Genomic DNA, 19,770 nt, shown 5'->3' with positions numbered 1-19,770 from the left:
GGGACACACGCCATGCACTCAAAGCACATCTACCTGATCAAGCACGGCGAGACCGAAGAGAACCTGCGGGGCATCCACCAGGGCCAGGCAGTCGGCGGCAGGCTCAGCAAGCGTGGGAGCGACGACATCCGCAAGGCTGGCGACAGCCTCGCTATGGCCAGGGTCACCGTGGACCAGATGCTCGTCAGCCCTATGTCCCGTTGCCGTGAGTCGGCTGCACTGCTGACCGCCACGCTCGCTCCTGCCGACGTGCGCGTTAACGAGCGCCTGGCCGCCAAGAACAGCGGCCATCTCGGTGGCCGGCCCAGGGAGCTCGCAGCAACCGAAGCCACCCGCCAGGGTGTCCCCATCCACCAGCTCCGCACACCGGGCGGCGAGTCATCCGAAGATGTCCAAAGCCGCTATGTGCACCTCTGGGACGAAGTCTGTGCAGGGCCGCACCGTACGACCATCCTCATCGGCCATGGCGGCGGCATCGCCTGCCTGCTGCTGCGGCTGACGGGAAACGGCTTCGACCGCTACCTGGATCACGTCCCCGGATCCGCAGGCGTCACATGGGTCGAGGTCGACGACAAGGCCCCTCGAATCCGGCTGATGAACGTGCCAGCCGCAGAACTGCCCGGCCGCCTCAGCCCCCGTACCGCCCGATGAGAGCGGGAGCGGTACGGGTGCGAAAGCAACGGTCAGGCGTCCTCGGCACCGCCGAAGCGCACGCGGTAGGACTCCAGGTCCTCGTCAGTGATCTTCGCGAACAGCACCGGCGGAACGGTGAACGCCGTCCCGGCCGAGACGGCGCCCAGGGTCTTGGCCTGTTCGGCGGTCACCCAGGTCGCGGTGTCGCCCTCCAGCGCGAAGGCTCCGCGCATGGCAGCAGCAGTGGCCGGGATGAACGGCTCGGAGACAACCGCGTACAGGTGGATCAGGTTCATCGCGGTGCGCAGGGTCAGCGCGGCGCCGTCCGGGTCGGTCTTGATCTCCAGCCAGGGGGCCTTCTCCTCCAGGTAGGAGTTGCCCGCGGACCACAGGGCGCGCAGAGCGGCAGCGGCCTTGCGGAACTGGAGGGCCTCCATCTGCTCTTCGTACTCGGCGAGGAGCCGCGCGATCTCGTCACCCAGCTTCGCCTCAGCCTCGCCGCCCGAGTGGCCCGCCGGCACCTCGTCGCCGAACCGCTTACGGGAGAAGGACAGCACGCGGTTGACGAAGTTCCCCAGGGTGTCGGCCAGGTCCTTGTTGACCGTGGCGGTGAAGTGCTCCCAGGTAAACGACGAGTCGTCCGACTCCGGGGCGTTGGCGATCAGGAAGTAGCGCCAGTAGTCACCGGGAAGGGTCTCCAGGGCGGCGTCCGTGAAGACGCCACGCTTCTGGGACGTGGAGAACTTGCCGCCGTAGTACGTCAGCCAGTTGAAGCCCTTGACGAAGTCGACTTTCTTCCACGGCTCGCGCACACCCAACTCGGTGGCCGGGAACATCACCGTGTGGAAGGGGACGTTGTCCTTCGCCATGAACTGGGTGTAGCGGACGGTGTCGTCGGCCTCGTACCACCACGACTTCCAGTCACGGGTCTCGCCGTCCTTGGCGGCGTCCGCCCACTCCTTCGTCGCGCCGATGTACTCGATCGGGGCGTCGAACCAGACGTAGAAGACCTTGCCCTCGGCCGCGAGATCGGGCCAGGTGTCGGCCGGGACCGGAACGCCCCAGTCGAGGTCGCGGGTGATCGCCCGGTCGTGCAGGCCCTCGGTCAGCCACTTGCGGGCGATGGACGAGGACAGCTGCGGCCACTCCTCACTCACCGCGTCGATCCACGCTTCGACCTCGTGCTGGAGCTTGGACTGCAGCAGGAAGAGGTGCTTGGTCTCGCGGACCTCCAGCTCCGTGGAGCCGCTGATCGCCGAACGCGGGTTGATCAGGTCGGTCGGGTCGAGGACGCGGGTGCAGTTCTCGCACTGGTCACCGCGGGCCTTGTCGTAGCCGCAGTGAGGGCAGGCGCCCTCGACGTACCGGTCCGGCAGGAAACGGCCGTCGACCGGCGAGTACACCTGCCGGATGGCACGCTCCTCGATGAAGCCGTTCTCGTTCAGCCTGCGTGCGAAGTGCTGAGTGATCTCGACGTTCTGCTGCGAGGAGCTGCGTCCGAAGTAGTCGAAGGCCAGCTCGAACCCGTCGTAGACGGCCTTCTGCGCGTCGTGTGCCTGAGCGCAGAACTCGGCAACAGAGAGCCCGGCTTCCTTGGCGGCCAGCTCGGCCGGCGTGCCGTGCTCGTCGGTGGCACAGATGTAGAGGACGTCGTGACCGCGCTGGCGGAGGTACCGGGAGTACACATCCGCCGGAAGCATCGACCCGACCATGTTGCCCAGGTGCTTGATCCCGTTGATGTAGGGAAGCGCGCTGGTGACCAGGTGTCGAGCCATCCTTGGATGCTCCATTTCGTACGTACGGCGCCGGTGGCAGTGCCACGGCGGGCCCAAGTCGGGATGCTGCAGCCGTTTCGATCACTCGGATCGCGTTCAGACGTCACGCACGGTGACGGTATGGGTCTGCAGGCCACCGCCATCGTATCGAACCAGCGGTTTGCCCTTCCTGTGGGTTTTGTGACCCGCCGCCCGCACAGAGCCGAGAAGGCGCTCGGCCGTCCGAGACAGGCGGCCAAGCGAGTCTCGTACGGCCGAGGCACTTCCCATCTTAGAGCCCCTGCACAGCCGCAGTTCCGCATGCACCGCCCCTGCCTTCACCCGAAGCCAACGAGGTGGACAGCATGATCAAGCATCGCGAGTTCCAGCAGCTCCGTGTCGTCGTGGTCGGGCAGGGGTACGTCGGACTCCCGCTCGCCGTCAGAGCGGCCGAGGTCGGGCACCAGGTCGTCGGCTTCGACGTGGACGCGCAGCGCGTCAAGCGGCTCGTACTCGGAGAGTCATACGTCGAGGACATCCCCCACGCACGGCTGGCACCACTCCTGTCTACCGGCGCATATCGACCGACCCTCGACTCGTCCGACTGCGTGGATTTCGACGTTGCGATCGTCACGGTCCCCACGCCACTCCGAGACGGGGTGCCAGACCTGTCCCACGTCGAGGACGCAGCGCGGATGCTCGGCCGCCGCCTCAAGCGCGGGGCGACCCTCGTCCTAGAGTCCACCACGTACCCCGGCACGACCGAGGAAGTCTTCGGCCCGCTCCTCGAACGCACCTCCGGCCTGACCGCCGGCCACGACTTCCACATCGGTTACAGCCCTGAGCGCATAGACCCCGGCAACCCCACTTGGAAGCTGGAGAACACCCCCAAGGTCATCTCCGGTATCGGCCCCGCCTCCAAGGAGGCCGTCCGCCGCTTCTACGCATCCCTCGTCGACACGGTCGTCCCGGTCGCCAGCTGCAAGGAGGCAGAGCTGGCCAAGCTGCTGGAGAACACCTTCCGGCACGTGAACATCGCGCTCGCCAACGAGCTGGCGATCTTCGCCCACGAACTGGGCATCGACGTCTGGTCGGCGATCAACGCGGCCTCCACCAAGCCGTTCGGGTTCATGCGCTTCACCCCGGGGCCGGGCGTGGGAGGCCACTGCCTGCCCATAGATCCGTCGTATCTGTCCTGGCGCGTCCAGCGCACCCTGGGGCGCAACTTCCGCTTCGTCGAGCTGGCGAACGACGTCAACAACCACATGCCCGACTACGTAGTCCGCCGCCTCGTCGAGGGCCTCAACGAGCGCAGGCAGTCCCTCAACGGTTCCCGGATTCTGCTGCTCGGCCTTGCCTACAAGGCCAACATCGGGGACGCCCGCGAGACCCCGGCAGCACGCATCGCCGAACTGCTCACGGACATGGGCGCCGAGGTCCAGGCGGCCGACCCCCACGTCACCGACGACGCTCACCCACGTGCAGCCGGTCTGGAGAACCTCCAGCGGGTCGAAGTAACCCCCGACTGCCTCGCGACTGCCGACGCCGTCGTCCTGCTCGCCGACCACGACGCCTTCGACTACCCCCTGATCACCGCCCACGCCCCCTACATCCTCGACTGCCGCCACCGGCTCGCCGGCGCACACGTCGACTCTCTCTGAAGGGAAGCCACGTGAAGATCGTGATCACCGGCGGCGCCGGGTTCATCGGCAGCAACCTCGCCCGCACCTTGATAGAGCACCGCGAGATCAGCCACATCCGGGTGATCGACAACCTCTCCACCGGCTACAAGGAGAACATCGCGGGCCTCGCCCTCGACTTCTTCGAGGGCGACGTCCAGGACCCCGCCCTCCTGGACCGGGCATTCCACGGCGCGGACGCCATCGTCCACCTGGCCGCCCTGCCCTCTGTACCGCGTTCCGTGAAAGACCCCCTGGCCAGCCACCACGCCAATGCGACCGGCACCCTCCAGGTGCTCGAAGCCGCCCGCCGAGCCGGCAACCTGCACGTGATCGCCGCCTCTTCGTCCTCCGTGTACGGGGCGAACCCTCACCTCCCGAAGCACGAAGACCTCACGCCCGCCCCGATGAGTCCGTACGCGGTCACCAAGCTCGCCACGGAGGCGTATCTGGGGGCGTACCACCACAGCTTCGACCTGCCGGTCCTGCCCTTCCGCTTATTCAACGTCTACGGGCCCGGTCAGCGGGCTGACCATCCCTACGCCGCGGTCATCCCGAAGTGGATCAGCGCCACGCTCGACGGACGACCCCTGACCGTGCACGGGGACGGCACCCAGACACGGGACTTCACGTATGTGGGCACGGTCTCCCGGATCCTCGCTGACTCCCTCCTGCGCCGAGTCGTCGGACCGCGGCCGATCAATCTGGCGTTCGGGACACGCACGCCCCTGCTGGACCTGATTCCAGAGATCGAGGCCGCAACCGGGTTCCGCGCTCTCTGGGAGCACACCGCCCACCGTGTCGGTGACGTCCCCCACTCACACGCTGACGGCACACGCCTGCGAGTGCTCTTCCCGACGATCACGTCCACACCGCTGAAGGAAGGCATATCAGCAACCGTCGATTGGCTCCGTGCTGATCCACGCTGGGCTCTGCTGCCCCGGAACATGGGCATCGCCTTCTGGCGCGATGAACTTCTTGGCACCGACGATGGGCGCGCGATCTCGGGTCGACGCAGTGTCGAAGTCACGGACACGTAACTGACCGACCGGTCTGGCCCCCCTTTCCGGAGGCTTTCCAGCCTCCACCCGTACGAAATTATTTTGCGGGGAGAAATGCGGTCGAGAGGCGGGGGTAGACCGCCGACCTATGATTACGTCGAGAACCCGCCCCCCTCCCTTGGGTGAGGTAAAGGGCCACCTTGATACCGCACCAAGATCCCGCTGGGGCAACCAACGATCGACCTGGACTACAGGACGGATTGACGGTTCCGTCGGCCCTCGTGCGCGGGCCTTGGTGAGGCCGCTGCAAGAAATGTTTGTCTTCTGTGAGTTGAGAAGATGCTCCCCATCGCGAACAGGTAACGGGTCACGCACGGAGGTTTACTTTCTGCCACCCAGAGACGGGCTGATTGGCCTTGCAGGATCGCTGGTGATTTCTTTTACTATCGAGGATCATAATCCGAGAGACCCACGCCGGGTCAGCTCACCGCCTTCGGCTTCTTCGATACTCGGTCTCGCATCCACAGACCCGAGCCGGTCACTCACCATCACTTCCGTGATCGCCATTTGGGAAGCCATCAGTAGCGAATTTGATGTTTGGGGACATCCATGCAGAGGAGCAAGGCGCATTTGGCTTAGAACGTGAAATATAGTACTGATGGAACGAATCTGAATCATCTTCAGTAGCTTACGAAAGACATGAACTTCAACAATAAATTCGGTTCACGAGCAACGAAGGCTGAAGTTTCTTCTCGGCTGTAGGTAGCGAACTCAAAAGTAAAATTAGCATTTGAGTGCAATGAGAGTAATGGTAAAGAATCGGAGTAGCTTCGGCACTCGCTTGTGTGTCAGTGGATGGTGCTGGCGCTGTCGGTGCTAGGGCAGGTACTCATCACCAACAACGAGTAGGCTGTGTACGCTCGCGCCCAAAGCAGAATTTGAAGGCGAAATGCAGTGACGCGTGGCAGCCGCTACTCAACGGTGAGTACGTGGCAATGTTGTTGGGGCAGATGCGTTCAGATGTGATGAGAAATGGGGTCGACTATTGTTACCTCTCGCTTCCGCCTCGCACATTAAGAGGATGTATTCAGCGGCGGGTGCGGTACGGCGCCACGGGCGGGCCAGGATACGGCGTGCCGAGCGTACTCACTGCACACCAACTGGAGCCCATTTCTCGGCGGCGCTCAAGCCGAGCGGGAGGACCTCCTCTTGCGACGGCCGAAGGCGACCAGCGAGTAGCAGTGGCCGCACCGGTAGGCGCTAGCGAACCTCGCTCAGGGGCGGCCCAGACGTTTCCGCCCCGGCTTGTTGACCTTGTTAAGGTTCATGTGACGGCCTCCTTCTCCTGGCCCTGGTTCGTCTCATACTCATCCCTTCAGTGTCATCGGTCTTGTCATAGGCCACCCGTCTACAAGTAGACGGGGGCAGGGCTTATGACTCTATGACTGGGCGGTGCGACCCATCTATGACTCGCTTATGACTCCCCAGGTCAGAGGGGGTCATAGGGTATGACTGAGTGGTATGACTCATCGGCTCCGGGACGCATGATTTCCAAGATCGAGTCATAGGTCGACTTATGACTCCCTGGCTGGTCGGCGGTCGTATGACACCCCAACCTGTGCGACCTGGTCGGGTTCCCGTCACGACGCCTGACAGCTTCGGCCAGGGCCTTGCGGCCGTACCAGGCCGCCGGCGCCGACGTCGGCCCGGCGAGGATGAAGGCGATCACTTGCGCGGCGTTTGATTTGGTTCGGGGCACACGGAGACCCCCGGCCGGGAGAACGGTGGCCGGGGCTCTGTGCGGGCCTCAGTCGGGAGCTACAACCCTCCCTCCAGCCTTGGGGGATGCTCAGTCGTCGTCCTGAGCGTCATCCGGGGACGCTGCCAGGGCCGCCACGGTGTCGCGGCCGAAGTCGGTGACCCAGTACTTCGACGACCTCTTCTCCACGACCTTCGCGGTGACCAGCATCTTGACGCGCATCTCCGCGCCGGACGTCGTGTACTTGTCGCCGGTCGGGAGACTGTTCTCGTCGGTCTTCGGGTGGGCCTCGTTCAGGAACTCCTTGACGGCCGAGGGGGACATGCCGCCCATGTCCTCGAACATCGCGATCCGCTTCAGCAGGTCCGTACGCGAGTCGTCGAAGGTCGGGTACACCGGCTTCGCCTTCAGGGTGTAGGGGTCGTCACGGAGGGGGCATAGGGACCCACGGGAGCCGTCCGCGGGCTCGTACCGCTCCAGCTTCAGCTTCAAGTCGGCTCGGCCCTCATCGTCCTTCGCCTTGCCGCCGTCGGCCTTCTTGGTGGAGAGGGTCACCCACTCCTCGTCCTTGTCGCGCTTCGTCGAGACGATGGTGGAGGCAGCACCGAACTGGGCACCGGAACCACGCATGCCGTTCCCGCCCTTGTCGAAGTGGTGGACCAAGATAATGCACCCCTTGGTCGCCATCCTCAGGGAGTGACAGGCGTTGATGATGACGCCCATGTCCTTCGCCTGGTTCTCGTCCTCGCCGACCGTACACATCGCTTGCGTGTCGAAGATGACCATGGTGTAGCCCCCCTCACGGGCGAAGGCGATCAGGGCGGGCATCTGCTGCTCGAAGTCGGAGATCTGGACTGGGGCGGCGTAGTAGGTGATGTTCTCGGACACCTTGCCGTTGTACGACTCCCAGGCGCGCTTTCGGAACTTGAACAGGCCCGCACCCTCGGCCACGATGTACAGCGCCTTGCCGTGCTCCATCGGGAAGCCGTGGTACGACATCGACTGCGAGGCGTACCGGGCGGCCAGGTCGTGGGCGACAAACGACTTGAAGGTGCCCGAGGGACCGGCGATCCAGTTGAGGGTGTCCTCGTACAGCCAACCGTCCACGACGGGCGCCGGGTCGGGCAGCTCGTCCAGGGCGTCGCCGGACATCATCCCAGCCTTCAGCTTCTCCAGGAAGAGCTCGGCCTGCGGGGTCAGCTCACCGCCGATGGTCCGCTGGGCGGCGTCACGGTCAGCCTTCTCCTTCGCCGCCCGGTGCATCGCGGCTTCCTCGTCGTACTGCTTCTGCTTCAGCTCCTTATCGTCCTTCAGGGCGCGGGCGAAGTCGTTCTTACCCTTGATGAACGACTGCTTCGCCCCCCACAGAGGATTCGTCTCCTCGTTGGGGCCGAACACGGCTGCAATGCGAGGGTCAGCGGAACGCACGTCCATCAGAGCGCACGCCCAGGCGAAGGACTCCCACACCTCGCGGGTCATCCCAACCTTCTCCCAGTGAGGCTCTTCGGCCGTCTGCTGCGCTTGCTGGGCGAAGTGGCCCTTGTGGCCGCAGGGCTCGTACTGGAAGTGCTGCTGGCACACGGGGCGGGCGGTGTCGCTGCCGCCGAAACCGTCGGCGCCGGCCTGGCCGAAGGGCTGGCTCACGACGCGCCCCCGATCCGCTCGGCTGGGCCGGGGCGGTTCGCCCGGAACTGAAGCCACAACGGCGCTAGGTCGGCGGCGATTGCGGTGTCCGCGGCGCGTGCCAGGGGACCGTGCACATACCGGTAGAGCCTCAGCGACCGCTGCCGCAGCTCCGCCCATCGGTCGGCCTCGATGAGCCGGTGGCAGGGCGTACAGGCATTCCAGGGTCCGGCGATGACGACGTGGATGCCGTCAGCGACCTCGCGGTCGAAGGGCTGGCAGGGGTACGCCCAAGTCGCGGACGGCTTGACACAGAAGTCGCAGGGACGCACCCCGGCGGGGGCGGCTCCAGTGCTACACTGGTGAAACATGTTCTAGTTTCCTCTTCTTTTGTGTATTCGTTTGTTCGAAGCCCTCGGTGCCCGCCGAGGGCTTCGACGTCGGGGGCTCGCCTGTTCTATGTGGCGGTGCCGCCGGACGCGTTCTGGCTGAGCCACTGCTCGACGTCCGACACGCGGTACCGGACGTGGCGGCCGACCTTGATCCAGCGTGGCCCCTTACCCAGGTAGCGCCACTGGGCGAGAGTCGCAATGGGAAGGCCGAGAAAGTCGGCCACCTCTTCGGGGGCTGCGAGCTTTGTCGTGATGGTCACCGACACTCCTTGATCTATTAACTTGTCGAATCGTTGAGTTTCTACTGCATATCAACGCACCCGCCTCACGGTACGCACGTTGTGGACACATCGCAATAGAGCAAGTACGCTCAACGATATGACGAGCGAGTCGGTGAGTGACGTGGTGGGTCAGCGGATCGTCGAGGTGCGTAAGAAGCGGGGCCTCACGGCCCAGCAACTAGCGCAGAGGTGCGAGGAGTTGGGGTTGCCCCACCTGAGTGCGGCAACGATCAGCAACATCGAGACAGGGCGTAGGAAGAGCGGCCAGCGCACCCGGAACGTGACTGTGGACGAGTTGCTGACTCTGGCTGTGGCTCTGGGTGTGGCGCCTGTGCATCTGCTCGTACCACCGTCGTCACGACTGACGGCGACCTACTGGATCACGCCCAAGACAAGGTTCATGGCGACGGACGTCCGCCAGTTCATCTGCGGCATGTCCGCGCTGGATGGGATGAATCGGTTGGATTTTCTTGCCGAGACGCCGGAAGACGACTTGTTCCAGTTCACGGTTATGGCTGACAGCCAGCAGGGGCATCGGGCCGAGTATGAGCGGCTCAGTGAGGACGAGGAAAACCCGGATCGGGTGCGGAGAGTATTCAGCCGGCCTGAGCTGACCCCCGATTGGGTTCTAAAAGAAGGCGAACCCGACTGGTACTCAGAAGGTGATGACGATGGCCCAGGTAGTTGACCGCTGGCACAGGTCCCGGCCACCGGCGGATGCGAGGGCCTGTGCGCAGCACAGCACCAAGACCAAGCACCTCGCACCGAGCGCCGACCACGGCAAGGGCAAGCGGTGGCAGGTCCGCTACCGCGACCCGTCCGGAGCGCAGCGTAAGGAGCACTTCGCGCGCTGGCCGGACGCTGACCGGCGCGCTACGGAGCTGGGCGCCGACCTGTCTCGGGGTCAATACCAGGACCCCCGCGACCAGAAGATCACGTTCCGCGAGTACGGCGAGCAGTGGCGCAAGATGCAGCCGCATCGCCCGACCACCGCACGGGACGTCGAGACCTGCCTGCGGATCTACGCGTACCCGGCGTTCGGTGACCGGCGACTTGCGTCCATCCGCACGGACGAATTGCAATCCTGGCTTACGGGGCTGGTCAAGGTCCATGGGCTGGCCCCTCGTACCGCCAGGAAGGTGCTGCAGAAGGTCTCGGCGGTGTTCAACGCGGCAGTGCGGAGTCAGCGCATACCTGCTTCCCCCTGCGTCGGCCTCAAGGCGCCGGAGGTCCCGCACAAGGAGATCGCCCCGCTCACTGCAGGGCAGATCCGCACCCTCGCGAAGGCGCTGCCCGACCGGTACCGGCTGCTGCTCGTCCTCGGCGCGGGAAGCGGTCTGCGCCCTGGTGAGCTGTTCGGCCTCCAGGTCCCTCACATCGACTTCCTGCGGCGCACCGTGAAGGTCGAGCAACAGGTGCAGAGGGCGTATCCCGGTGTCGTCGTGTGCCCGCCCAAGACGAAGCGGTCCTACCGCGCGGTGCCGGTGCCTCAGGCCGTCATCGACGCCGTCGCCCTTCACCTGAAGAAGTACCCGGCGGGCCCTGACGGCTTCCTGTTCGCCGGGCCGGTCAATGCTGATCACTTCGGCGACAACGTGTGGCGTCCTGCGATCAAGACCGCTGGCCTCCCGAAGGGCACTCGGCTTCACGATCTACGGCACACGTACGCGTCAGTCCTGATCAGGCACGGGAAAGGCCCCAAGACGATAGCCGCGCGCCTCGGCGACACGGTCACCGTGGCCATGGAGACGTACGGCCACCTGTTCCCCGACGAGGACGAGGACACCCGTACGGCGGTCGAAGGATTCCTGTCGGATGCGGCATGAATGTGCCCTGGATGTGCCCTCGGATCATGGTCGAACAGCTGAACGCCAGGTAGCCCGGACGGTAGCGCCGCACAGGTGAGTTCGCCCACAACGGCCCCTGGCGGAGGAGCGACCCACCCTTTTGCGCCTTACGCTCAACGGACCGCACAACTCTTGTTGCACCCATGTCCGTCCTTCGCAACCCCCGCTAACTGCAATCCGCACTCCGCACCCCGTAACGCACTCTGCAATCCGCAACCCGTCTGCACGTCACGACTGACACGACTGTCACGACTTCACGCCAGCGCGGAGGTTCCGACTCTCATGAAGCTCACCGTCGTCGGCTGCTCGGGGTCGTTCCCGTCCGCGGAATCGGCCTGCTCGAGCTACCTCGTAGAGGCCGACGGCTTCCGGCTGCTCCTCGACATGGGCAACGGTGCCCTCGGCGAGCTGCAGCGCCACTGCGGTCTCTACGACCTCGACGCGATCTTCCTCAGCCATCTGCACGCCGACCACTGCATCGACATGTGCGCGTACTTCGTCGCACGCTACTACCGCCACGACGGCGGCCGCTGCGACCCCATCCCGGTCTACGGACCGGAGGGCACCGAGCAGCGCCTGACCACGGCCTACGCCGACACCCCGTCCGCCTCCTCCATGAGCGAGGTCTTCGACTTCCACACGGTCAAGCCGAGCACGTTCGAGATCGGCCCCTTCACCGTCCACACGGAACGGGTCGCCCACCCCGTCGAGGCGTACGGCATCCGTATCGAGCACGGCGGCCGGGTCCTGACGTACTCCGGGGACACCGGCGTCACCCCCACCCTGGACGAACTGGCCCGCGACGCCGACCTGTTCCTGTGCGAGGCCGCCTTCACGCACGGCAAGGAGAACATCCCGGATCTCCATCTCAACGGTCGCGAGGCCGGTGAGACGGCCGCCCGGGCGGGCGCCCGCCGTCTCGTCCTCACCCACGTCCCGCCGTGGACCGACCCGCAGGTCAACCTCGTCGACGCCCGCGCGGTGTACGACGGCCCGGTGGAACTTGCGGTGCCCCGGATGTCGTACGAGATCTGAGTCCTCCTGTGTACGCGAAGGCCCCGGAACCTTCCCGGTCCCGGGGCCTTCGTCATGCCGTACGACGGTCGGATCTCACGCCTTCGTGAGGTCCTCGACCTCCTCCTCGGGTTCGCGGCCCGGGGTGGGAAGGTTGAACTTGGTGATGGCGAAGCGGAAGACGACGTAGTAGATCGCCGCGAAGACCAGGCCGATCGGGATGATCAACCAGGGCTTGGTGGCCAGACTCCAGTTGAGGCCGTAGTCGATGGCGCCCGCGGAGAAGGTGAAGCCCGCGTGGACACCGAGCGCCCAGGTGATCGCCATGGAGAGGGCCGTGAGCACCGCGTGGATCACGTACAGCAGCGGGGCGATGAACATGAACGAGAACTCGATCGGCTCGGTCACACCGGTCACGAAGGAGGTCAGGGCGAGCGAGATCATCATGCCCATCACGGCCTTGCGGCGCTCGGGGCGAGCGGAGTGGGCGATCGCGATCGCGGCGGCCGGCAGACCGAACATCATGATCGGGAAGAAGCCCGACATGAACTGACCGGCGGTCGGGTCACCCGCGAAGAAGCGGTTCAGGTCACCGTGCACGACGGTGCCGGCGGAGTTGGTGAAGTCGCCGATCTGGAACCAGGAGACGGTGTTGACGAACTGGTGCATGCCGATCGGGATCAGCGCACGGTTGATCAGGCCGAACAGACCCGCACCCACCGCGCCCAGGCCGGTGATCCACTCACCGGCGTCGGATATGACCTCACCGATCGGTTCCCAGACCAGACCGAAGAAGACGCCCATGGCGGTTCCGACGAAGGCCATGATGATCGGGACGAGCCGACGGCCGTTGAAGAAGCCGAGCCAGTCCACCAGCTTCTTGCGGTGGTAGCGCTGCCACAGCACGGCGGACAGCAGACCCATGAGGATGCCGCCGAGGACACCCGGGTTGTTGTAGGTCGCGGCTATGTCCGCGCCCGCCTGCACCTTGGCCTCCGTCACCGGGAAGGCCTTCAGGACATTGCTGTAGACCAGGAACCCGACCAGTGCGGCCAGGGCGGTGGAGCCGTCCGACTTCTTGGCGAAGCCGATCGCGACACCGATACAGAACAGCATCGGCAGGTTGTCGAAGATCGCGCCACCGGCCGTGGCGAAGACCGCCGTGACCTTGTCGGGCAGGTTCAGCCTCTCCTGGACGTCGGCCTGGCCGAGACGGAGCAGGAGGCCCGCCGCCGGCAACACGGCGATGGGCAACTGCAGGCTGCGGCCGACTTTCTGCAGGCCCTGGAAAAGACCGGATCCCCACTTCCTCGCGGGGGCCGCCGTTGGCGCGGTGGCGGTGCTCATAGACTTCCTCCATCGGGTGGTGGTCTACACCACTCAGTGGTGTAGACCTGTTGTAGCAGATGGGGGAGGGGATCAGGAACCCTCGATTCCTACCCGGATTCCGGACGACTCGCGGAGCGCCCGGTGAGCGTTCGGGGGGCGTCCAGTGATCGTCCGGTGATCCTCCGGAGGGTCTTCGGCGAGTGTTCGGAGGACGTCCGCGGCGACTCGATCGATGTGCGCGGCGCGAAGTCGGCACGCCCGTACGGCACTTCGGCGCACGGGCGCCCAAACGGTCACACCCGTACGTACCGCGTGCCCGACTCGTCGCGGCGCAGCAGTTCCTCGTCCACGAGCGCCCGGCGCAGGGTCACCCAGTCGTCGAACCACTGGCCACAGAGCGCGTTGACCTTGGCCTCGGAGTAGATGACACCGGCCTCGAAGGAGTCGGCCACGACAGCGAGCACCCGGCCGCGGACCTCCGCCCCGCCGGGGATCGACGTCAGCCGTCCTTTGCGGAAGTAGGCCCCCGCACCGTCACCGCCGCCCCGCCCGGAGATCCGTACCTCCGCCTGGACGGCCAGCCGGAATGTGTCGTCGAGAAGCCGGTAGGCGCGGGCGTCGGCGTCGTACGCGGCGATCCGCCCGTCGACGAGCTTCCGCAGCGCGACGGCGGCAGCGGCCGGGCGCAGCCCCGCCCGCTCCGCCACCTGAGCCACGGAGGTCGCACCGAGCGCGAGCGCCGCGAAGGCGTCCCGCCGGTCGGTCTGGGCGAGGATCCCGATCAGATCGCGGCAGGACGGCGGCGGGTCCTCGCCGCCGGGCCGGTGGTCGGTGCCGTCGGTCTGGGGGCCGGTGCCGGTGGGGGGCGTGTTCATGGTCATCAACTTCCGGGTCGTCGTACGGCGTTGTCGTCCGCCGCATACGGCGTCGCGTACAAGGTCGCGTACGGCGTCGCTGTACGCCGCGTGCGGCGGAACCCCCTACGACTACCGCGCCCCCCGTAGGGCGAGGCAACCGGAATTACCCGTCCCGGACGGGTGTCCGGCCAGGCCCGGCCGCCGCCGGACTACGGCTTCGTCATGTCCTCCACCTCGTCCTCCGGCTCCCGCCCCGGCGTCTTCAGGTCGAACTTCGTGATCGCGAACCGGAAGACCGCGTAGTACACGACGGCGAAACACAACCCGATCGGGATGATCAGCCAGGGTTTCGTGGCCAGGTTCCAGTTGATGACGTAGTCGATGAGCCCGGCGGAGAAACTGAACCCGTCGTGCACCCCGAGCCCCCAGGTCACCGCCATCGACACCCCCGTCAGCAGCGCGTGCACCGCGTACAGCGCGGGCGCGATGAACAGGAACGAGTACTCGATGGGTTCGGTGATCCCCGTGACGAACGACGTCAGCGCCACCGACGTCATCAGCCCCCCGACCTCCTTGCGACGGCTCGGCTTCGCGCAGTGCGTGATGGCGAGCGCGGCGGCCGGCAGCGCGAACATCATGATCGGGAAGAACCCGGAGGTGAACTGCCCCGCGTCCGGGTCCCCGGCGAGGAACATGTTGATGTCGCCGTGCACGACCTCCCCGTCCGGCTTCGTGTAACTGCCGAACTGGAACCACATGGGCACGTTCAAAAACTGGTGCAACCCGATGACGAGCAGCGCGCGGTTCGCGACGCCGAACACACCCGCGCCCCACGCGCCCAGATCGCTCAGCCAGTCGCTGAAACTCTCCAGCGCGTCACCGATCGGCGGCCAGATCCACAGACACAGCGCGGCGAACGCGATCGCCACGAACGCCATGACGATCGGCACCAGCCGCCGCCCGTTGAAGAACCCGAGCCAGTCCACCAGCTTCGTACGGTGGTAACGCTGCCAGAAGAACGCGGTGAGCAGCCCGATCACGATCCCGCCGAAGACACCCGGGTTCTCGTACGAGAACGCCGTCACAGCCCCGCCCGCCGCCTGACAGCCCGTGTCGACAACCTTCGAACCGTCCGCGCAGTCCTGGGGGAACTCGCGCAACACGCTGTAGTAGACGAGGAACCCGGCGACCGCCGCCAGCGCCGTCGTACCGTCCGACTTCCGCGCCATGCCGATCGCCACACCCACGCAGAACAGCAGCGGCAGCCCCAGCTCACTGCTCAGCAGCGCGCCGCCCGCGCCGTCCATCACCTTGGCGACGTCCGTCCACCCCAGCCCCTCGTCGCCGAACATGTCCGGCTGACCCAGACGGTTGAGGATGCCCGCGGCCGGCAGCACGGCGATGGGCAGCTGCAGACTGCGGCCCATCTTCTGCATGCCCTGGAACAGATGCCTGCTCCGGAGCGCACTGCTCGCGTTCATTTGGCGACCGTTCGTCCGGTGGTGTAGACCAGTCGCGGACAGTCCCGCAAGCTGTCCCGCGTACGGTTCCGCTGTCGTGAACGTCATCATTCGGTACAAACGGCACCGATGCTCGCGAAGCTGGGCCAACTGTGGGTTACTGCGACAAGCGGCCGGATCAGGGAAACCTGGATCAGGAAAAAAGGAAAAAGGGGAGAGTGGCCATGGCTACCAAGGCTGAGAAGATCGTCGCCGGGCTCGGCGGCCTCGACAACATCGAAGAAGTCGAGGGCTGCATCACGCGCCTGCGCACCGAGGTCCATGACGCCTCCCTCGTGGACGACGCCGCCCTCAAGGCCGCCGGCGCCCACGGCGTCGTCAAGATGGGCACCGCGATCCAGGTCGTCATCGGCACGGACGCCGACCCCATCGCCGCGGAGATCGAAGACATGATGTGAGCCACGCGCGCTCCTGGACAGGGGCTCCTTCCCGCCGAGGGAGGGGCCCCCTCCGTGTGTGCCGCTAGGCTCAGCGCCATGTCTCGAATCGACGGCCGCACGCCCGAACAGCTCCGCCCGGTCACCATCGAACGCGGGTGGAGCAAGCACGCCGAGGGCTCCGTCCTCGTCTCCTTCGGCGACACGAAGGTCTTCTGCACCGCCTCCGTCACCGAAGGCGTCCCCCGCTGGCGCAAGGGCAGCGGCGAGGGCTGGGTCACCGCCGAGTACTCCATGCTCCCCCGCGCCACCAACACCCGCGGCGACCGCGAGTCCGTACGTGGCAAGATCGGCGGCCGCACCCACGAGATCTCCCGCCTCATCGGCCGCTCCCTGCGCGCCGTCATCGACTACAAGGCGCTCGGCGAGAACACGATCGTCCTGGACTGCGATGTGCTGCAGGCCGACGGCGGCACGCGTACGGCGGCGATCACCGGCGCGTACGTCGCGCTGGCCGACGCCGTCTCCTGGGCCCGGGGCAGGAAACTGATCAAGGCCGGCCGCCAGCCCCTGACGGGAACCGTGTCCGCGGTGTCGGTGGGCATCGTCGGCGGCATCCCCCTCCTCGACCTCTGCTACGAGGAGGACGTGAAGGCCGACACCGACATGAACGTCGTCTGCACCGGCGACGGCCGCTTCGTCGAGGTCCAGGGCACCGCCGAGGCCGAGCCGTTCGCCCGCGAGGAACTCAACTCGCTGCTGGACCTCGCCGTTTCCGGTTGCACGGAGCTGGCGCTCGTGCAGCGCAAGGCACTTGATACGGTCCTCGAAAGGTAAAGGGCGCCCCAAGAGCGATGGCCGCCGAGGGCAACCACGGCGGCACCGCCCGCGTCCTTGCACATACGGGCGCACGGCACACCACCGTGCGCCCGGCCACACAGCAGTAGCCGTTCATGCACCACCACAGGGGGCCGTCAGGCCTGTATCCACCAGGAGGACCGTTCCATGGCCGCGAGCCGCCGACGTCGTATGACCGCCATCGCCGGAGCCGTAGCTGCCGTCGCCCTCACGGCCGGGCTCACCACCGGCTGCGACGCCGTGAGCAAGGCCCTGGACTGCGTCCAGACCGCCGAGGCCATCGCCCAGAGCGTGGGCGACCTCCAGCAGGCCGTGCAGAACGCGGCGGACGACCCGACGCAGCTGGAGGAGTCCCTCGACTCCATCGACAAGAACCTCGACGAGATCGGCGACAAGACGGACAACACCGACGTCAACAAGGCCGTCGACTCCCTCCAGAAGGCCGTCACCGACACCCGCACCGCCGTGGAGAACGGCGACGCGACCCCCGACATCAGCGGCATCACGGACGCGGCGGGCGAGCTGACGAAGGTCTGCACGTCGTAACTGTCGTAACCCATGCGAACCGGGTGGGCGGGGATCGCGATACTGGAGGGCATGACCCGCCTGATCCTCGCTACCCGCAACGCCGGCAAGCTCACCGAGCTGAAGGCCATCCTCGCCGACGCGGGCCTCGCCCATGAACTCGTCGGCGCGGACGCCTACCCCGACATCCCCGACGTCAAGGAAACCGGCGTCACCTTCGCCGAGAACGCCCTGCTGAAGGCCCACGCCCTCGCCGGGGCGACCGGCTTCCCCGCCATCGCCGACGACTCCGGCCTCTGCGTCGACGTCCTGAACGGCGCCCCCGGCATCTTCTCCGCCCGCTGGGCCGGCACCCACGGCGACGACAAGGCCAACCTGCACCTGCTCCTGGCCCAGCTCGGCGACATCGCCGACGAACACCGGGGCGCCCACTTCAACTGCGCGGCGGCCCTGGCACTGCCGGACGGCACGGAGCGCGTGGTCGAGGGCCGACTGAGGGGCACCCTCCGCCACACCCCCACCGGCACGAACGGCTTCGGCTACGACCCCATCCTCCAGCCCGAGGGTGACACCCGAACCTGCGCCGAACTGACCGCCGAGGAGAAGAACGCGATCAGCCACCGGGGCAAGGCGTTCCGGGGGCTGGTGCCGGTGCTGCGGGAGCTGCTGGGCTGAGGTGAGCGCAAGAACGGCCTGCGAGTCAATCCTTCGATTCGCAGGCCGTTTGCGTGCGGCGGAAGGGATTCGAACCCTCAAGCCCGATCAAGGGCCACAGATCCTAAGTCTGCTGCGTCGCCTGTTGCGCCACCACCGCTAGCCGCCTGCCATCGTACCGGGAGTTGTGCGCCGGCTCTGCCTCCCCTGCCCCAGGTGCTGGGTGACCGCATGGCAGTTGTGCAGAGCAGCGGTACAGGTGGAACGGCCCGTACCGGATCGTTCCGGTACGGGCCGTGGGGGTGGCCGGCTGGCGCGGGGCTCAGATGCCCAGGTCCTTGATGATCTTCGCTACGTGGCCCGTCGCGCGGACGTTGTAGAGGGCCTGTTCGACCTTGCCCTCCTCGTCCACGACGATCGTGGAGCGGATGACGCCCATGTAGGTCTTGCCGTAGTTCTTCTTCTCGCCGAAGGCGGCGTACGCGTCGAGGACCGTCTTGTCGGGGTCGCCGAGAAGGGTGACCTTCAGGGACTCCTTCTCGCGGAACTTGGCGAGTTTTTCGGGCTTGTCGGGGGAGATGCCGATGACGTCGTACCCGGCGTCCGCGAGGAGCTCCAGGTTGTCGGTGAAGTCGCAGGCCTGCTTGGTGCAGCCGGGGGTCAGGGCGGCCGGGTAGAAGTAGACGATGACCTTGCGGCCCTTGTGGTCGGACAGGGACACCTCGTTGCCGTCGGCGTCCGGGAGGGTGAAGGCGGGGGCCACGTCCCCGGGCTGGAGTCGCTCGCTCATCGTTCCAGCGTAATGGCGGGCCCTGGCGGTGCGGCGCCGGGTTGAGCTGACAGACTGTCCGCAAACAAGAGATTTCACCGACAACGGAGGCAGCGCGGTGGCGGAGACCTCGGACACCAGGACCCCGGCCGAGATCGAGGCGGACATCAAGAGCCGCCGCGACAACCTCGCCGAGACGCTCGACGAGATCGGCGTCCGCGTGCACCCGAAAACCATCGTGGGCGATGCCAAGGCCAAGGTGGTCTCCAACATCGACCACACCCTCGGCAAGGCGTACGTCTCGGTCAATCGTGTGGTCAGTGACGTCAGGGGCCAGTTCGTCGACGAGAACGGGGGGCCCAGGGTCGAGCGCATCGTGCCCGTCGCCCTCCTGGTCATCGGTGTCGTAGGGCTCCTCGCCCTCGGCACTCGGCGTCGTAGGGCCTGACGCAGACAGACAGGGACAGGACAGGGACGAGGACAGGGACGAGGACAGGGACGAGGACAGGGACGAAGACAGGTAGGTTCGGGGTGTGAGCGAGAAGACCCAGCACGACAAGTTGCCCATCCGGATGCTGCACGACCGTGTGCTCGTGCGGCAGGACACCGCCGAGGGCGAGCGGCGTTCCGGCGGCGGCATCCTGATCCCCGCGACGGCGGCAGTCGGCCGGCGCCTCGCCTGGGCCGAGGTCGTCGCGGTCGGCCAGAACGTCCGGACCGTCGAGCCCGGTGACCGAGTCCTCTACGACCCCGAGGACCGCGCGGAGGTCGAGGTCCGGGGCGTGGCGTACGTCCTGATGCGCGAGCGCGATCTGCACGCCGTGGCCGCGGACCGGTTCGAGGGGTCGGAGGACTCCACGGGCCTGTATCTCTGACCAGCAGGCCGAAGGGGCTGGTG

Annotated in this window: 20 protein-coding genes and 1 tRNA gene; 12 read left to right on the top strand and 9 right to left on the bottom strand. The window is 66.4% G+C overall.

The annotated features are described in order from the left end of the window. The first annotated feature begins 12 nt into the window (after window positions 1-12). The gene (locus tag ACFU53_RS15345) at window positions 13-651 is read left to right on the top strand and encodes a histidine phosphatase family protein (RefSeq protein ID WP_383991311.1); all 639 of its coding nucleotides are present in this window, start codon (window positions 13-15) and stop codon (window positions 649-651) included. A 32-nt stretch (window positions 652-683) separates the two neighbouring features. On the opposite strand, the gene metG is transcribed toward ACFU53_RS15345, so the two are convergent. Then, complete coding sequence (metG, locus tag ACFU53_RS15340; protein ID WP_383991309.1) at window positions 684-2,408, bottom strand: methionine--tRNA ligase; 1,725 nt, start codon at window positions 2,406-2,408, stop codon at window positions 684-686. 344 nt (window positions 2,409-2,752) lie between these two features. Here metG and ACFU53_RS15335 point away from each other — a divergent pair, with 344 nt between their 5' ends. Continuing rightward, window positions 2,753-4,048 (top strand): nucleotide sugar dehydrogenase, encoded by a 1,296-nt coding sequence (locus tag ACFU53_RS15335; RefSeq protein ID WP_383991306.1) that lies wholly within the window; start codon window positions 2,753-2,755, stop codon window positions 4,046-4,048. A gap of 11 nt (window positions 4,049-4,059) precedes the next feature. Beyond that, window positions 4,060-5,106 carry an NAD-dependent epimerase/dehydratase family protein gene (locus ACFU53_RS15330; protein WP_383991303.1) on the top strand — a complete coding sequence of 349 codons (1,047 nt, stop codon included), beginning with the start codon at window positions 4,060-4,062 and terminating at the stop codon, window positions 5,104-5,106. 1,810 nt (window positions 5,107-6,916) lie between these two features. On the opposite strand, the gene ACFU53_RS15325 is transcribed toward ACFU53_RS15330, so the two are convergent. The 3 genes from ACFU53_RS15325 to ACFU53_RS15315 form a co-directional block, all read right to left on the bottom strand. After that, window positions 6,917-8,470, bottom strand: coding sequence for an AAA family ATPase (locus ACFU53_RS15325; RefSeq protein ID WP_383991300.1), 1,554 nt, complete (start codon window positions 8,468-8,470; stop codon window positions 6,917-6,919). After that, window positions 8,467-8,820, bottom strand: coding sequence for a hypothetical protein (locus ACFU53_RS15320; RefSeq protein WP_383991297.1), 354 nt, complete (start codon window positions 8,818-8,820; stop codon window positions 8,467-8,469). Before ACFU53_RS15320 ends, ACFU53_RS15325 begins: the two co-directional genes overlap by 4 nt. An 86-nt stretch (window positions 8,821-8,906) precedes the next feature. Next, the gene (locus ACFU53_RS15315; RefSeq protein WP_383991294.1) at window positions 8,907-9,101 is read right to left on the bottom strand and encodes a helix-turn-helix transcriptional regulator; all 195 of its coding nucleotides are present in this window, start codon (window positions 9,099-9,101) and stop codon (window positions 8,907-8,909) included. Window positions 9,102-9,219: 118 nt separating this feature from the next. On the opposite strand from ACFU53_RS15315, the gene ACFU53_RS15310 reads away from it, so the two are divergent. From ACFU53_RS15310 to ACFU53_RS15300, 3 genes are all read left to right on the top strand, one after another. Then, complete coding sequence (locus ACFU53_RS15310; protein WP_383991291.1) at window positions 9,220-9,810, top strand: helix-turn-helix domain-containing protein; 591 nt, start codon at window positions 9,220-9,222, stop codon at window positions 9,808-9,810. Then, window positions 9,794-10,948 carry a tyrosine-type recombinase/integrase gene (locus ACFU53_RS15305; RefSeq protein WP_383991288.1) on the top strand — a complete coding sequence of 385 codons (1,155 nt, stop codon included), beginning with the start codon at window positions 9,794-9,796 and terminating at the stop codon, window positions 10,946-10,948. Before ACFU53_RS15310 ends, ACFU53_RS15305 begins: the two co-directional genes overlap by 17 nt. Before the next feature lie 303 nt (window positions 10,949-11,251). Continuing rightward, on the top strand, window positions 11,252-12,004 hold the full coding sequence (locus ACFU53_RS15300) for an MBL fold metallo-hydrolase (protein ID WP_383991285.1): 753 nt from the start codon (window positions 11,252-11,254) through the stop codon (window positions 12,002-12,004). Between the two features lie 75 nt (window positions 12,005-12,079). Here ACFU53_RS15300 and ACFU53_RS15295 read toward each other — a convergent pair whose 3' ends face one another. The 3 genes from ACFU53_RS15295 to ACFU53_RS15285 form a co-directional block, all read right to left on the bottom strand. Further along, window positions 12,080-13,330 (bottom strand): PTS transporter subunit EIIC, encoded by a 1,251-nt coding sequence (locus ACFU53_RS15295; protein ID WP_383991282.1) that lies wholly within the window; start codon window positions 13,328-13,330, stop codon window positions 12,080-12,082. 275 nt (window positions 13,331-13,605) lie between these two features. After that, window positions 13,606-14,187 carry a DUF2087 domain-containing protein gene (locus tag ACFU53_RS15290; RefSeq protein WP_383991278.1) on the bottom strand — a complete coding sequence of 194 codons (582 nt, stop codon included), beginning with the start codon at window positions 14,185-14,187 and terminating at the stop codon, window positions 13,606-13,608. A 191-nt stretch (window positions 14,188-14,378) separates the two neighbouring features. Next, window positions 14,379-15,650: a PTS transporter subunit EIIC gene (locus tag ACFU53_RS15285; protein WP_383991275.1), complete on the bottom strand. Its 1,272-nt coding sequence runs from the start codon at window positions 15,648-15,650 to the stop codon at window positions 14,379-14,381. Window positions 15,651-15,781: 131 nt separating this feature from the next. Between ACFU53_RS15285 and ACFU53_RS15280 the strand changes: the two genes are divergently transcribed. The 4 genes from ACFU53_RS15280 (at window position 15,782) to rdgB (ending at window position 18,124) form a co-directional block, all read left to right on the top strand. After that, window positions 15,782-16,087: a glucose PTS transporter subunit EIIB gene (locus ACFU53_RS15280; RefSeq protein WP_383991273.1), complete on the top strand. Its 306-nt coding sequence runs from the start codon at window positions 15,782-15,784 to the stop codon at window positions 16,085-16,087. 78 nt (window positions 16,088-16,165) lie between these two features. Then, window positions 16,166-16,903 carry a ribonuclease PH gene (rph, locus tag ACFU53_RS15275; RefSeq protein WP_383991270.1) on the top strand — a complete coding sequence of 246 codons (738 nt, stop codon included), beginning with the start codon at window positions 16,166-16,168 and terminating at the stop codon, window positions 16,901-16,903. 168 nt (window positions 16,904-17,071) lie between these two features. Continuing rightward, window positions 17,072-17,470 carry a hypothetical protein gene (locus ACFU53_RS15270; RefSeq protein WP_383991267.1) on the top strand — a complete coding sequence of 133 codons (399 nt, stop codon included), beginning with the start codon at window positions 17,072-17,074 and terminating at the stop codon, window positions 17,468-17,470. A gap of 51 nt (window positions 17,471-17,521) precedes the next feature. Beyond that, complete coding sequence (gene rdgB / locus ACFU53_RS15265; RefSeq protein ID WP_383991264.1) at window positions 17,522-18,124, top strand: RdgB/HAM1 family non-canonical purine NTP pyrophosphatase; 603 nt, start codon at window positions 17,522-17,524, stop codon at window positions 18,122-18,124. A gap of 54 nt (window positions 18,125-18,178) precedes the next feature. Here the strand turns inward: rdgB and ACFU53_RS15260 are convergent. Together ACFU53_RS15260 and bcp are read right to left on the bottom strand one after the other, a co-directional pair. After that, a tRNA-Leu gene (locus ACFU53_RS15260) sits at window positions 18,179-18,263 on the bottom strand. A 162-nt stretch (window positions 18,264-18,425) separates the two neighbouring features. After that, entirely contained in the window at window positions 18,426-18,893 is a 468-nt protein-coding gene (bcp, locus tag ACFU53_RS15255) for a thioredoxin-dependent thiol peroxidase (RefSeq protein WP_383991261.1), read from the bottom strand. A 97-nt stretch (window positions 18,894-18,990) separates the two neighbouring features. Between bcp and ACFU53_RS15250 the strand changes: the two genes are divergently transcribed. Together ACFU53_RS15250 and ACFU53_RS15245 are read left to right on the top strand one after the other, a co-directional pair. Continuing rightward, window positions 18,991-19,320, top strand: a complete 330-nt coding sequence (locus tag ACFU53_RS15250; protein WP_383991258.1) for a DUF3618 domain-containing protein — start codon at window positions 18,991-18,993, stop codon at window positions 19,318-19,320. 85 nt (window positions 19,321-19,405) lie between these two features. Continuing rightward, window positions 19,406-19,747: a co-chaperone GroES gene (locus ACFU53_RS15245; RefSeq protein WP_033525031.1), complete on the top strand. Its 342-nt coding sequence runs from the start codon at window positions 19,406-19,408 to the stop codon at window positions 19,745-19,747. The last annotated feature ends 23 nt before the right edge of the window (window positions 19,748-19,770 follow it).

This window comes from Streptomyces sp. NPDC057474, assembly GCF_042802555.1.
In the GTDB taxonomy this organism is placed as follows: Bacteria; Actinomycetota; Actinomycetes; order Streptomycetales; family Streptomycetaceae; genus Streptomyces.
This window is presented reverse-complemented; position numbering and strand designations above follow the sequence as displayed.